The organism is Lentzea sp. JNUCC 0626, from assembly GCF_043632865.1.
Lineage (GTDB): Bacteria > Actinomycetota > Actinomycetes > Mycobacteriales > Pseudonocardiaceae > Lentzea.
In genome coordinates this window covers 2652250-2664822 of record NZ_CP171635.1, presented here as the reverse complement: position 1 = coordinate 2664822, position 12573 = coordinate 2652250, and the positions used below count along the sequence as shown (strand labels likewise).

The 12573-nt window shown below is 71.0% G+C and carries 13 protein-coding genes; 10 read left to right on the top strand and 3 right to left on the bottom strand.

Annotated elements, in window-relative coordinates; genetic code table 11:
• Positions 1-48: 48 nt before the first annotated feature.
• The 6 genes from JNUCC0626_RS11885 to JNUCC0626_RS11860 all read left to right on the top strand — a co-directional run bounded on the left by JNUCC0626_RS11885 (position 49) and on the right by JNUCC0626_RS11860 (position 6662).
• The gene (locus JNUCC0626_RS11885; protein WP_394619768.1) at positions 49-603 is read left to right on the top strand and encodes a CGNR zinc finger domain-containing protein; all 555 of its coding nucleotides are present in this window, start codon (positions 49-51) and stop codon (positions 601-603) included.
• Between the two features lie 110 nt (positions 604-713).
• Positions 714-1316, top strand: coding sequence for a (2Fe-2S)-binding protein (locus JNUCC0626_RS11880; RefSeq protein ID WP_394619767.1), 603 nt, complete (start codon positions 714-716; stop codon positions 1314-1316).
• Complete coding sequence (locus JNUCC0626_RS11875; RefSeq protein ID WP_394619766.1) at positions 1313-2287, top strand: FAD binding domain-containing protein; 975 nt, start codon at positions 1313-1315, stop codon at positions 2285-2287. Before JNUCC0626_RS11880 ends, JNUCC0626_RS11875 begins: the two co-directional genes overlap by 4 nt.
• Positions 2284-4458 carry a xanthine dehydrogenase family protein molybdopterin-binding subunit gene (locus tag JNUCC0626_RS11870; protein WP_394619765.1) on the top strand — a complete coding sequence of 725 codons (2175 nt, stop codon included), beginning with the start codon at positions 2284-2286 and terminating at the stop codon, positions 4456-4458. The genes JNUCC0626_RS11875 and JNUCC0626_RS11870 overlap by 4 nt, the downstream gene beginning before the upstream one ends.
• Before the next feature lie 12 nt (positions 4459-4470).
• Positions 4471-5502, top strand: coding sequence for an XdhC family protein (locus JNUCC0626_RS11865; RefSeq protein ID WP_394619764.1), 1032 nt, complete (start codon positions 4471-4473; stop codon positions 5500-5502).
• 89 nt (positions 5503-5591) lie between these two features.
• Entirely contained in the window at positions 5592-6662 is a 1071-nt protein-coding gene (locus JNUCC0626_RS11860) for an FAD-dependent oxidoreductase (RefSeq protein ID WP_394619763.1), read from the top strand.
• Between the two features lie 6 nt (positions 6663-6668).
• On the opposite strand, the gene JNUCC0626_RS11855 is transcribed toward JNUCC0626_RS11860, so the two are convergent.
• Positions 6669-7598, bottom strand: coding sequence for a DUF1295 domain-containing protein (locus tag JNUCC0626_RS11855; protein ID WP_394619762.1), 930 nt, complete (start codon positions 7596-7598; stop codon positions 6669-6671).
• A 64-nt stretch (positions 7599-7662) separates the two neighbouring features.
• Between JNUCC0626_RS11855 and JNUCC0626_RS11850 the strand changes: the two genes are divergently transcribed.
• The 3 genes from JNUCC0626_RS11850 to JNUCC0626_RS11840 all read left to right on the top strand — a co-directional run bounded on the left by JNUCC0626_RS11850 (position 7663) and on the right by JNUCC0626_RS11840 (position 11163).
• Positions 7663-8238 carry a QsdR family transcriptional regulator gene (locus JNUCC0626_RS11850; protein WP_394619761.1) on the top strand — a complete coding sequence of 192 codons (576 nt, stop codon included), beginning with the start codon at positions 7663-7665 and terminating at the stop codon, positions 8236-8238.
• Between the two features lie 80 nt (positions 8239-8318).
• Positions 8319-8897: a TetR/AcrR family transcriptional regulator gene (locus JNUCC0626_RS11845; RefSeq protein ID WP_394619760.1), complete on the top strand. Its 579-nt coding sequence runs from the start codon at positions 8319-8321 to the stop codon at positions 8895-8897.
• Between the two features lie 10 nt (positions 8898-8907).
• Positions 8908-11163 (top strand): molybdopterin-dependent oxidoreductase, encoded by a 2256-nt coding sequence (locus tag JNUCC0626_RS11840; protein ID WP_394619759.1) that lies wholly within the window; start codon positions 8908-8910, stop codon positions 11161-11163.
• Here JNUCC0626_RS11840 and JNUCC0626_RS11835 read toward each other — a convergent pair.
• Both JNUCC0626_RS11835 and JNUCC0626_RS11830 read right to left on the bottom strand, forming a co-directional pair.
• Positions 11150-12055, bottom strand: coding sequence for a MerR family transcriptional regulator (locus JNUCC0626_RS11835; RefSeq protein ID WP_394619758.1), 906 nt, complete (start codon positions 12053-12055; stop codon positions 11150-11152). The two genes, JNUCC0626_RS11840 and JNUCC0626_RS11835, sit on opposite strands and share 14 nt — an antisense overlap.
• Positions 12056-12088: 33 nt before the next feature.
• On the bottom strand, positions 12089-12421 hold the full coding sequence (locus JNUCC0626_RS11830; protein WP_394619757.1) for a hypothetical protein: 333 nt from the start codon (positions 12419-12421) through the stop codon (positions 12089-12091).
• Between JNUCC0626_RS11830 and JNUCC0626_RS11825 the strand changes: the two genes are divergently transcribed.
• On the top strand, positions 12411-12572 hold the full coding sequence (locus tag JNUCC0626_RS11825) for a hypothetical protein (RefSeq protein ID WP_394619756.1): 162 nt from the start codon (positions 12411-12413) through the stop codon (positions 12570-12572). The genes JNUCC0626_RS11830 and JNUCC0626_RS11825 overlap by 11 nt on opposite strands.
• Position 12573: the final 1 nt, after the last annotated feature.

Here is a 12573-nt window from a genome sequence, read left to right as displayed (position 1 = left end):
ACCTGGCTGACACTCCTGACGCTAAGTCAGTCGAAGTAAGGAGTCAATTTGCGTTTTGCCCCTGACACGGAGGAGTCGCTCGCGTTCGTCGTGGCGCTGGGCAACACCGATCCGTCGGCCTCGCGCGGCGGGGACGACGAGCTGACCACGGTCGGGCAGCTCAAGACCCTGCTCGGCCAGTACCACTACACCGGCCGCATCGACGGCGACGAGGCGGAACTGAAGGACGTCCACCGCACTCGTGCCCTGCTCAGGCGGGTGTGGTCGCTCGATCGCGACGACGCCGTCGAGGCCGTCAACAAGATGCTGCGCGACGCCAAGGCGTTGCCCCACCTCGTGCGGCACGACGACCTCGACTGGCACATGCACGCCACCGAACCCACCTCGCCGCTGGCCGAGCGGATTCGCGTCGAGGCCGCTCTCGCGCTCATCGACGTGATCCGGATGAACGAGATGGATCGCCTGCGGGTGTGCGCGGCCGACGACTGCGAAGGCCTGCTGCTCGACCTGTCGCGCAACGGCCTGAAGCGGTTCTGCACGGTCCGGTGCGGCAACCGGATGAACATGATCGCCTTCCGGGAGCGGCGCGCCACGGAATCCTGAGCGTCTTATATCGCTGTTATACGCATACTTGTCACAGTTACCTACCCTCCGCTACGTTACCGGCGATACGGCAACGCTGATATCAACGATAACGGAGTCGGGGAGGGAACGTGGCCGAGTCAACCGCGACCGAGCACACCCGCAGAACGGTCCTCAAGACCGCGGCGGTCACCGCGGGTGGCGCCGCGCTGCTGCCCAGAACGGCGGAAGCCGCTCCCGAGCAGGTCGTCGAGCACGTCGAGGGCGCCGCGCGAATCACGCTCAAGGTCAACGGCGAGCGGCACGCCGTGCAGGTCGAACCCAGGGTGACGTTGCTCGACGCCCTGCGTGAACGGCTGAAGTTGACCGGCACCAAGAAGGGATGCGACCGCGGAGAGTGCGGCGCGTGCACCGTCCTCGTCGAAGGTGAGCGCGTGAAGTCCTGCCTCACGCTCGCGGTGATGCGGCAGGGCGCCGAGATCACCACGGTCGAGGGCCTGGCCGACGGCGACCGCCTGCACCCGGTGCAGGAGGCGTTCATCAAGCACGACGCGTTCCAGTGCGGCGGCTGCACGTCCGGCCAGATCATGTCCGCGGTGGCCTGCGTGCGGGAGGGGCACACCGGATCGGACGAGGAGATCCGGCAGTGGATGAGCGGCAACATCTGCCGTTGCGCCTGCTACCAGAACATCGTCGCGGCGGTCGCCGACGTGGCCAAGGGGGCAGGCCGATGAAGAACTTCGGGTACACCTCCGTGCGCGACGCCGGGGAGGCAGTGCGACTGGCCGGCCGCACGCCGGGGGCCGCGTTCGTCGCCGGCGGCACCGACCTGCTCAACCTGATGAAGGACGGCGTCACCCGGCCCGAGCACCTGATCGACGTCAACCGGCTCGACCTCGCGCGGATCACCGAGAACGCGACGGGTCTGCGCATCGGCGGGCTCGCCCGGATGCGGGGCGTCTCGGAGCACCAGGCCGTCACGCGCGGCTGGCCGGTGATCTCCGAGGCGCTGCTCGCCTCGGCGTCGCCGCAGGTCCGGAACATGGCCTCGATCGGCGGGAACCTGTTGCAGCGCACCAGGTGCGGCTACTTCCGCGACTCCGCCTCGCCGTGCAACAAGCGCGTGCCCGGCAGCGGCTGCCCCGCCCTCGAAGGCTGGAGCCGCGGCCACGCCGTGCTCGGCGGCAGCGACGCCTGCATCGCCGTGCACGCGTCCGACCTCGCCGTCGCGCTGACCGCGCTCGAAGCCGTCCTCACGGTGCGCGGGCAGGCCGGCGAGCGCAAGATCCCGATCGGCGACTTCTACCGGCGGCCCGGCACCACCCCGCACGTCGAGAACGCGCTGCGCCCCGGCGAGTTGATCACCGCCGTCGAGGTGCCGAGGAGCCAGGCCGCGCGGAAGTCGAAGTACCTCAAGCTGCGCGATCGTGCGACGTTCGAGTTCGCCGTCGTGTCCGTGGCGGTCGCGATTGACCTGCGCGGCCGGTCGGTGCGCGACGTCCGGCTCGCGTTCGGCGGGATCGGCACCGTGCCGTGGCGTTCCCGGGAGGCCGAGAACGAACTGCGCGGCCGGGAGCTCAGCGCTGAGACGGTCGCGCGGGCGGGCAAGGCGCTCGTGCGGGACGCGAAACCCAGGCACGACAACGAGTTCAAGGTCGAGCTGGTGCAGCGCGCGCTGGCCGAGGTGCTGGAGGGACTGCGATGACCGAGCTCGTGGGACGGGCGGTCGCCCGGGTCGACGGACGCGCGAAGGTCACCGGCACCGCGCTGTACGCCGCCGACCAGCCGGTGCCGGGCGTGCTCCAGGCGTTCTTCGTGATGAGCACGGTGGCGCGCGGCGAGGTCGTGCGCATCGACACCTCGGCCGCCCTGGCAGTGCCCGGAGTCGTCGCGGTGTTGACGCACCACGACATCCCGAAGCTGGTCGTGCCGAACTTCCCGTACTTCCGGCGGTTCATCCCGATGCAGGGGACCGCGATCCACCACGTCGGCCAGCCCGTCGCGATCGTCGTCGCGTCCACTGTGGAGCAGGCGCACGAGGCCGCGGAGCTGGTGCGCGTCGAGTACCGGGCGCTGAAGCCGAGCGTGGTGCTGGAGGACGGCCGCGAACCGCAGTACCTGCCGCCGAACTTCCGCGACCTGCCCAACGACATCCGGCGCGGTGACGCCGAAACGGCACTGGCCCAGGCACCGGTCCGGCTGGAGGCGCGGTACTCCAGCCCCACCCGGCACCACAACCCGATCGAACCGCCGACGACCACCGCGCAGTGGGACGGCGACCGCGTCACGCTGCACGAGTCCACCCAGGGCGTGCTCGTCACCAGGACCATCGTGTCCGCCGCGTTCGGCCTGCCGCCGGACGCCGTGCACGTCATCGCGCCCTACCTGGGCGGCGGGTTCGGCGCCAAGGGACCGGGCTGGCCGCACACCATCCTCACCGTCGCGGCGGCCCGCGTGCTGGGCAAGCCGGTGCGGCTCGTGCTCAGCCGTGCGCACATGTACACGCTGACCGGGCACCGCGCCGAGTACCGCCAGCACCTGCGGCTCGGCGCCACCCGCGACGGGAAGCTGACCTCGATCGTCGAGACGTCGGCCGCGCAGCTCACCCAGACCGAGGAGTCGATCTTCAACCGCAGCGACTCGACGGTCGAGCTCTACACGTGCCCGAACGTCCACGTCCGGCACGAGGGCGTGCGGCTCGACGTCGCCTCCTCCAGCTACATGCGCTCGCCGGAGACCACGTCGCACTTCGGCCTGGAGACCGCGATGGACGAGCTCGCCTGGCAACTCGGCCTCGACCCGCTCGAACTGCGCCGCCGCAACCACGCCGAGTTCGACCAGGAGACCGGCGAACGGCTCGCGAACAAGCACCTGCTCGACTGCTACGCCATGGCCGCCGACCGGTTCGGCTGGGCACGGCGCAAGCCGAAGGCGGGGGCGACGAAAGACGGCGACGAGTACGTCGGCTGGGGCATGGCCACCGAGACGCACACGTTCAACGCCATGCCCTCCACGGCGTCGGTCACGGTCGGCACCGACGGCAAGGCGTTGGTGCAGCTGGCCACGCAGGACATCGGCACCGGCACGTACACGGTCCTCTGCCAGATCCTCGCCGACGCCCTGGGCATGCCGCTCGCCGACGTCCGCGCGCAGATCGGGGACAGCGCGCTGCCCCCGGCCGGACTGTCCGCCGCGTCGGCCACGATCGCGAGCATCAGCGGTTCGGTCGACCAGGCGGCCCGCACCGTCCGCGCGGCCGTGATCGACCTGGCCGTGGCCGACCCGCGATCGCCGCTGTTCGGTGCCACGGCCGCCGAAGTCGTGACCCGCGACGGTTTCCTCGTGCACGCCCGCGACGGCCGTCGCCGCGAGAGCTACCGCGCCGTCGTCGGCCGTTCGGGAGCGAGCGTGCTGCGGACCGCGACCGTGCTGAACAAGGCGGGCCACAGCTACGGGGCGGTGTTCGTGGAGGCCCGCGTCCACGCACGGCTGGGTTCCGTGCGCGTCACACGAGTCGTGACCGCACATGACATCGGCCGGGTCATGAACCGCCGCACGGCACGTGGCCAGGTCCTCGGCGGTGTCACGTGGGGCATCGGGCACGCGCTGATGGAGCACACCGTGTTCGACCGCACCACCGGCCGGGTCGTGAACCCGAACATGTCGACCTACCTGGTGCCGGTCAACGCCGACGCACCGCCCGAGGTGGAGACGTTGTTCGTGGACAAGCCCGACCCCGCGAGCACGGCGATGGGCGCGCGCGGGTTCGGCGAGACCCCGATCACCGGGGTGCCCGCCGCGATCGGCAACGCGATCTTCCACGCCACCGGCAGACGCGTCCGCGACCTGCCGATCACGCAGGACAAGCTGCTCTGAGGGACCCGACAGATGCTGGAACTGGCTGACAGGCTCACGGAGTGGAAGCGGCAGGACCGCCGCTTCGCCGTCGCCACCGTGGTGTCCGTGTCCGGCAGCGCTCCCCGCCCGGTCGGGTCAGCCCTCGCGGTCGACTCGGCGGGCGAGGTGCTCGGCACCGTGTCGGGCGGCTGCGTCGAGGGCGCCGTCTACGAACTGTGCCGCGAGGCGCTGACCACGGGGGAGTCGAGCGTCCACCGCTTCGGCTGGTCCGACGAGTCGGCGTTCGCCGTCGGACTGACCTGCGGCGGCGAGATCGAGGTCTTCGTCGACCCCGAACCGGACGTGCCCGCGCCCGCCGACCGGGTCGTCGTGGCGAGGGTCCTCAGTGGACGATCCGCGACGTTGACCGCCCGCGACGGCGAGATCGCGGGCACGCTCGGCGATCCCGCACTGGACGAACTCGCGCTCGCCGCCCCGGCCACCGGCGTCGTGCGCTGGATTGGCTGCGCTACTGGTGAACCCGTCGAGGCGTTGGTCGAGGTCAGCGCTCCGGCACCCCGCCTGCTGATCTTCGGCGCGCTCGACTTCGCCGCCGCGTTGAGCGAGGTCGGCGCGTTCCTCGGCTACCGGGTCACCGTCTGCGACCCGCGGCCGGTGTTCGCGACGGCGGCGAGGTTCCCGGCCGCCGAGGTCGTCGTCGACTGGCCGCACCGCTACCTGGAGCAGACCGGCACCGACGAGCGCACGGCCGTGTGCGTGCTGACGCACGACCCGAAGTTCGACATCCCGGTGCTCACACGGGCGTTGCGCATGCCGTTGGCGTACGTCGGGGCGATGGGCTCGCGCCGCACCCACGCCGAACGCGTGCAGCTGCTGACCGAGGCCGGGCTCACCGCTGCGGAACTCGGCCGGTTGCGGTCGCCGCTCGGCCTAGACCTGGGGGCACGCACACCCGCCGAGACGGCGTTGTCGATCGCCGCCGAGATGGTCGCGGTGCGCGGCGGCGGCAGCGGGGTGCCGTTGGGCGGTCTTTCCGGCCCGATCCACCGTTCCGCGGCCTGAGCGGCGTCTCCTTCGTCATCTCGCACCGTCCACAATGGCGGTACGGCAGAACCGTATGGCGATACCAACCGTTGACGAGGGGTTTCGCCATGACCGTCCCGAGCACGTCCGAGCTGCGCGCGTCGATCGACGGGCCCGTCCTGCTGTCCGGTGAGGACGGTTTCGCGGAGGAGGTCGCGGCGTTCAACCTCGCCGTGTCCTACGAACCGCAGATCGTCATCGGCGCCACGAACGCCGCGGACGTGCAGACCGCCGTGCGCTTCGCGGCCGCCGCGGGCAGGTCCGTCGCTGTGCTCAACACCGGCAGCGGTCCGGCCAGGGACGTCACCGGCGACGCGGTGCTGATCACCACCCGCCGCATGTCCGGCATGACGATCGACGCCGACCGCCGCACCGCACGCGTGCAGGTGGGCGTGCGCTGGGGCCAGGTCGTCGCGGCCGCCGCCGAGTCCGGCCTGGTGCCGCTGGCGGGTTCCTCGCCGGAGGTCGGCGTCGTCGGCTACACGCTGGGAGGCGGGTCGAGCGTGCTGCTGGGCCGCAAGCACGGCTACAACACGGACCACGTCCACTCGATCGACGTCGTGACCGCCGACGGCGAGTTCCGGCACGTGACGCGCGAGTCCGGTGGCCTGTTCTTCACGAAGGCACCCGACGAGCTGAGGTCGTCGGGTGCTGTTCCTGCGCGCACCCGACCTGCCGTTCGTCCCGGAGTTCATGCGCGGCAACCTGACCGTGTCCGTCCGGCTGTCCTACCCACGATCACCAACGACCCCACCCAGCCCGGCGCGTCCGTCGAACACTTCGCGCTCCTCGACGACCTCACGCCCGAAGCGCTCGACGCGATCCTGGCCGAGGCGGGCCCGGACTCCGCCGGCCGCCTCACCCTCGTCGACATCAGCCAACTCGACGGCGCGTTCGCGAACCCGCCCGCCGTCCCGAACGCTGTGGGCCGCCGCGACGCCGGGTACGCGTTGTTCGCGCTGACCGTGCTGCCCCCGGACGTGCGCGGCGTCGACCAGAACCTCAACCGCGCGGACGCGGACCCGTCGGTCGTGCGCCGCGTCTACGACGACGCGACCTACCGGCGGCTCCAGGCGATCAAGGCCGAGTACGACCCGGCGAACACGTTCCGCTGGAATCACAACATCCCGCCGGCGTGAGGCCGATCACTGGTCCGTCGGGGTCTTCACGGGGCCGGGGAAGAACATGTTGGTGGTGGCCTGATAGCGCGCGTAGTCGGGACGCTTGCGCAGGCTGTAGTACTCGGCCGGACGCGCGCCGGTGTGCTTGGTCAGCGTGACGTACAGCGTCCACGATGCGAGGAACAAACCCAGCGCCAGCACCACCCACACCGGCAGAACGGTGTCGCTGAAGAGGGTCCACAGTGACGGCAACGCGAACAGCACCAACGCGTTCCACTGCATCCACTGGAAGAAGTAGTTCGGGTGCCTGCTGTACCGCCACAGTCCGGTGTCGCAGGTGCCGCGCGAGCCGCGCGCCGCGAACTGCTGCTTCTGCCGATCTGCCAACGACTCCAGCACGTACGAGGCGACCCACACGGCCAGTGTCAGCACGGACCAGAAGGACAGCGTCCGTTCCGGATCGCCGACCACGAGGAACGCCGGGACGGCCAGCACCGTCGCGTTCGCCAGGCCCTGCAACCAGATCTCGTACTGGACCGACAACGTCTCGTTGCGGAATCCCTGCCGTTCCCACCGCTGCCGCTGGTACTGGTACCGGGGCAGTTCGACCTTGGGGGCGCCGGGTTTCCACCAGCCGTGCTTCGCGGTCAGGGCCAGGCTCCACAGGCCCATCCGCAGGCCCATGGCGAGGTAGGCGAGCGAGATCGCGACGGTCACCGCGGTGAGGTCGTCCGCTGTGAGCAGGGTGACCACGCCGATGCCCACCAGGCCCCACGGCCAGGCCACGTCGACGTACGACACGTGCCGGGTGAGGTAGCCGGGGATCGCCGCGGCCAGGGTGAACAGCACGACCTGGACGAGCAGGTTCCAGCCGGCGGCTCCGTTGGTGGCCGGGGCCAGCAGCAACGCGAGTCCTACCAGCGCGAACGGGAGCATGCTCGAAAGCCTCGGCACGCGGTCCTCCTCAGCGCAGGGGTGAGACGTTGTGGCTCGATGTCTCAGGTGAGACAATTTATACATGGTGTCTCACGCGGTGGCCAACGTGGACCTGACCACCGAACCCGAGGTGGATCCGGTCGTCGCGCACGCGCTGCGGCAGTTCCTCAGGGAGAGCCGCATCGACATGGGTGAACTGGCGGTCGAGGCCGGCATCGGCCGGGCCACGCTGTACCGCCGGTTCGGCGACCGCGACCGCGTGCTCGGCGAGGTGTTGTGGGCCATCACGCACCGGGTGTGGGCGCGGCTGTGGCGGGCCAGTGCGGAACGGGGCATGGCTCGGGTGGTCTCGGTGCTGGACCAGGCGATGCGCGACACGGTCGCGTCGTCGGCGTTGCGCGTCCTGCTGGAACGCGACCCCGAGACCGCGCTGCGGGTGCTGACCTCCCAGCAGGGGGTGGTGCAGCACCGCCTCGTGACCGGGCTGGCAGACCTCATCCGCGCCGAACGCGGTGAGGCGGCATTCGAGATCCCGGTGACCAAGCTGGCCTACGCCGTGGTCCGGCTCGCGGAGTCCTTCTGCTACTCCGACGTCATCACCGGCGCGCCGCCGGACATCGACACCGCCACCGAGATCATCCGCAAACTCCTCGGCTGACCTGCTCGAAGGTGCGTGCGGGTGCGAACCCGTGCGCCGCGACTATGGTCTCTGCCATACTCCTGAATCAGGGAGGTGCGATGGGCGAGCCAGGCAGGCGGGGCACGAAGCAGCGGATGCTGGACAGCGCCGTGCTGCTGCTGCGCGAACGCGGCGCCGCCGGCGTCACGGTCGACGCGGTGCTGGCGCACAGCGGTGCGCCGCGCGGGTCCGTCTACCACCACTTTCCCGGCGGCCGGAACGAGATGGTGCTCGGCGCCGTCCGCCAGGCCGGCGACTACATCAGCGCGATGGTCCGCGAGTCCGCGGCCGAGGGTGACGTCCGGCTGATGCTGGACCGGCTCGGTGCCTTCTGGAAGCGGTCGCTGGCCAAGACCGACTACCGGGCGGGGTGTCCCGCCGCGGCGATGGCGATGGACAGCCGCGACCTCGTCCCGCAGGCCGGTGACCTGGTGCGCGAGATCTTCGTCCGGTGGCAGGACGGCATCGCCGAGGCGTTGTCCGCCAACGGTTTCACCCCCGACCGCGCGCAGCGGCTGGCGACGCTGGTCGTGTCCGCGATCGAGGGCGCCATCATCCTCTGCCGCGCGCAACGCGACCTGGGTCCGCTCGACGACGTGCTCGCCGAGATCGGGCCTCTGCTGGAGCGACGAGACTAGGAGTCCGACCGTGTGGAAACCCAGCGCCTGCATCCTCTGCGAGTGCAACTGCGGGATCGAGATCCTCGTCGGCGAGGACGGCCGGTCGTTCGACAAGATCCGCGGCGACAAGCTCCACCCGGCGTCCGCCGGGTACACCTGCAACAAGGCGCTGCGCCTCGACCTGCACCAGAACGGTGACACCGGCCGGATCACGCGCCCGCTGCGCAGGCTTCCCGACGGCGGGTTCGAGGAGATCGACTGGGACACCGCCATCAGCGAGATCGCGGCCCGCCTCGGCGAGGTCCGCGACACGTTCGGCGGCGAGACGATCTTCTACTACGGCGGCGGAGGGCAGGGCAACCACCTCGGCGGCGCTTACTCGCCCGCCACGCTCGCCGCGTTCGGCGCCAAGTACCGCTCCTCGGCGCTCGCGCAGGAGAAGACCGGCGAGTTCTGGGTCAGCGCGCGCATGCTCGGCAACATGACCCGCGCGGACTTCGAGCACTGCGAGGTCGCGCTGTTCGTCGGCAAGAACCCCTACCAGTCGCACGGGTTCCCGCGCGCCCGCTCGGTGCTCAAGGAGATCGGCAAGGACCCCGCCCGGTCGTTGGTCGTGATCGACCCGGTGCGGACCGAGACCGCCGAACTCGCCGACTTCCACCTCCAGGTCCGGCCCGGCACCGACCTCTATCTGCTGACCGCGCTGGCCGCCGTGCTCGTGCAGGAGGACCTGGTCGCCGCGGACTGGCTCGCCGCGCACGCGGACGGCCTCGACGCCGTCACCGCCGTGCTGCGGCAGGTGCCCGTCGCCGAATACTGCTCCGTCGCCGACGTCGAGGAGACGCTGGTGCGGGCGGTCGCCGCGCGGATCGCCGCCGCGGACTCCGTGGCCGTGTTCGAGGACCTCGGCGTCCAGATGAACCGCGACTCCACGCTGGTGAGCTACGTCGAGAAGCTGGTCTGGCTGCTCACCGGCAACTTCGGCAAGCGCGGCGCCCAGTACGTGCCCTCGAGTCTCGTGCCGATCGGCCGCGACCGCGGGCACGCCGGGGACGAGGGGCCGCGCAGCCCTGTCGAGGGGCCGCGCAGCCCTGTCGCGGGCGCGCGGATCATCACCGGGCTCGTGCCGTGCAACGTGATCGCCGAGGAGATCCTCACCGACCACCCGGCGCGCTACCGGGCGATGCTGGTCGAGAGCGCGAACCCCGCGCACTCGCTGGCCGACTCGGCGCGGATGCGGGAGGCGCTCGCCGCCCTGGAGCTGGTGGTCGTCATCGACATCGCGATGACCGAGACCGCGCGGCTGGCCGACTACGTGCTGCCCGCGCCGACGCAGTTCGAGAAGTTCGAGGCCACGTTCTTCAACTTCGACTTCCCGCGCAACGTCTTCCACCTGCGCCACCCGGTCGTGACCGCCCCGGACGGCGTGCTGCCCGAGCCGGAGATCCACGCCCGGCTGGTGGAGGCGTCCGGCGCGCTGACCGAGGCCGACTACGCACCCCTGCGCGCGGCTGCTGCCGAGGGGCGCGTGCAGTTCGCCCAGGCGTTCCTCGGCCTGCTCGCGGACCCCGCCAAGCGGCGGTTCGCGTCCGTGTTGCTGTACCGCACGCTCGGGCCGACGCTGCCGCACGACGCCTCGGCAGCCGCGGTGCTGTGGATGGCCGCGCACGAGTGCGCCCGCAAGAACCCTTCCGGGGTCGAGAAAGCCGGGTACGGCACGGGACTGGAGGCGGGGGAGCGGCTCTTCGCGGCGATCGTCGACGGTGCTCACGGCGTGCACATCACCGACGACGAGTACGACGTGTCGTGGGGGCGGATCTCCGGCGAGCGCGTCAACCTGGACGTGCCGGAACTGCTCGCCGCCGTGGCCGCCCTGGGCGAAAGGCCGGTGCCGCACCAGGATCCGGACTGGCCGTTCGTGCTGTCCGCGGGCGAACGCCGGGCCTTCACCGCCAACACGATCATGCGCGACCCGAGCTGGCGCCGGCGGGACCAGGAGGGCCGCCTGCGCATGAGCGTCGCCGACGCGACCCGGCTGGGCGTCACGACGGGCGACCGGGTGCGGCTCACCACCCGCCGTGGCAGCGCGGAGGTGTCGGTGGACACCACGGACACCATGCGCGTCGGCCACATCTCGTTGCCCAACGGCCTCGGCCTCACGGTGAACGAGCGCACCGGCGTCGCTCCCAACGAGCTCACCTCCGCCGAGGACCGCGACGAGTGGGCGGGCACGCCGTGGCACAAGCACGTGCCGGCCAGGCTCGAACGCCTCACGACAGCCTAACCTCGATCGCGGTCTTCAGCCACCACAGGTCCACAGTGGAGTCCGGTGCGCTGTGGCGTCCCTGCACGCGACTGACGAGCACGCGATAGCGTTCCGCGCCCGCGTCGATCCCCGCGCGCAGGGACGCCAGCACGGCTCCGAGATCGGTGTTGCGGAACGTGGTGTCGACCAGCTCGGCGGCGGCCTCGCTGCCGGGCTCGACGCCCTGCTCCCTGGCCTGCGCGACGGTGTTCACCACCTGCCGCGCCCACCAGATGTTCGCGCCAGGCGGTTTCTTCTGCTCCGGTGTGGGCGTGTTGAGTTCCAGGAAGGTGGTCAGCCGGGCGCGGAAGTCCTGGTCCTGCACCAGTTCCGCCAGTTCGACCCAGGCGTCGACCTGGTCGGGCGTCGGGTCTTCCGGCAGGTCGATGCGCAGGGCCGCGACCCGTTCGCGCACCGCGGGGTCGATGTCGAGGCGCCCGAACACCTCGGTCTTGAACTCGTCGATGATCTGCACCCGTTCTGCGGCCGAGAGTCGTGCGAGCCGGTTCATCAGTGCTGTCTCCTCCAGGGTCGAGCGGCGTTGCGCCACTGTGGACAGCACGGCCCTGCTCACCTTGAGGGAGCGGATCTGCGCGTCGATCGCGGCCACGTGCGCGGCGGCGACGTCGGCGACCGTGTCCTCCCGGTCGAGCACCCGGCGCACGTCGTCGAGCCCGAGGCCCAGTTCGCGCAACGTCCGGATGAGCTCGACGCGCGCCACCCCGGCGGCGTCGAACAGCCGGTAGCCGCCCGCCGAGCGGCTCGCCTCCGCGATGACCCCCTCGTTCGACCAGAACCGCAGGGTGCGCGCGGGCAGACCCGTGCGCCGCGCGAGCTCGCCGATGGTGAGCAGGTCCGTGCTTTCGTCCATGAAGCGATCCTCGACCTTGCAGCCGCTGGAAGGTCAAGCGCGAACGTCGAATTCGCCTGACAGTGGTCGCGGACCGTCGAGATCGGGTGCGGCCTGATACGTTCCCGGAACCACGACATCCCGCCTCTCGCGGCTGTGTGACGAGCCCGGGAGGGGTTGCTGATGGCGACGACGCTGCGCAGGCGGCGCGCGGGCGGTGACAAGCTGCAGCACTACTTCGGTGCGCGCGAGGACATGGTGATCGAGGCCGTGGAGCTCGCCACCGACCACGAGGTCGCGGAGCTCGAGGCCGTCGCCGACGCGTGCGTACAGCGCCGAGGTGCAGACCCGGTATCGCGCACCGTTTCTGGCCGCGGTGCGCGACATCGGGCCGTCCGGGGACGCGGAGCAGATCACCGACCTGGTGATCGCCGCGCTGGCCGGCGCGATCGTGTGCCAGGCGCAGGGGTTGCCCGCGCCGTCGCCCGCCGGGTTCCGCGAGATCCTGCCGGCCCAGCTGAAGGTCGTGCTGGGCTGAC

What these genes read in the sequence shown, in the direction of transcription:
- JNUCC0626_RS11850 (WP_394619761.1), top strand. Translation starts at nt 7,663, where the DNA reads ATGGTGTCTCACGCGGTGGCCAACGTGGACCTGACCACCGAACCCGAG.
- JNUCC0626_RS11875 (WP_394619766.1), top strand. Translation starts at nt 1,313, where the DNA reads ATGAAGAACTTCGGGTACACCTCCGTGCGCGACGCCGGGGAGGCAGTG.
- JNUCC0626_RS11865 (WP_394619764.1), top strand. Translation starts at nt 4,471, where the DNA reads ATGCTGGAACTGGCTGACAGGCTCACGGAGTGGAAGCGGCAGGACCGC.
- JNUCC0626_RS11830 (WP_394619757.1), bottom strand. Translation starts at nt 12,421, where the DNA reads ATGTCGCGCACCGCGGCCAGAAACGGTGCGCGATACCGGGTCTGCACC.
- JNUCC0626_RS11835 (WP_394619758.1), bottom strand. Translation starts at nt 12,055, where the DNA reads ATGGACGAAAGCACGGACCTGCTCACCATCGGCGAGCTCGCGCGGCGC.
- JNUCC0626_RS11870 (WP_394619765.1), top strand. Translation starts at nt 2,284, where the DNA reads ATGACCGAGCTCGTGGGACGGGCGGTCGCCCGGGTCGACGGACGCGCG.
- JNUCC0626_RS11860 (WP_394619763.1), top strand. Translation starts at nt 5,592, where the DNA reads ATGACCGTCCCGAGCACGTCCGAGCTGCGCGCGTCGATCGACGGGCCC.
- JNUCC0626_RS11845 (WP_394619760.1), top strand. Translation starts at nt 8,319, where the DNA reads ATGGGCGAGCCAGGCAGGCGGGGCACGAAGCAGCGGATGCTGGACAGC.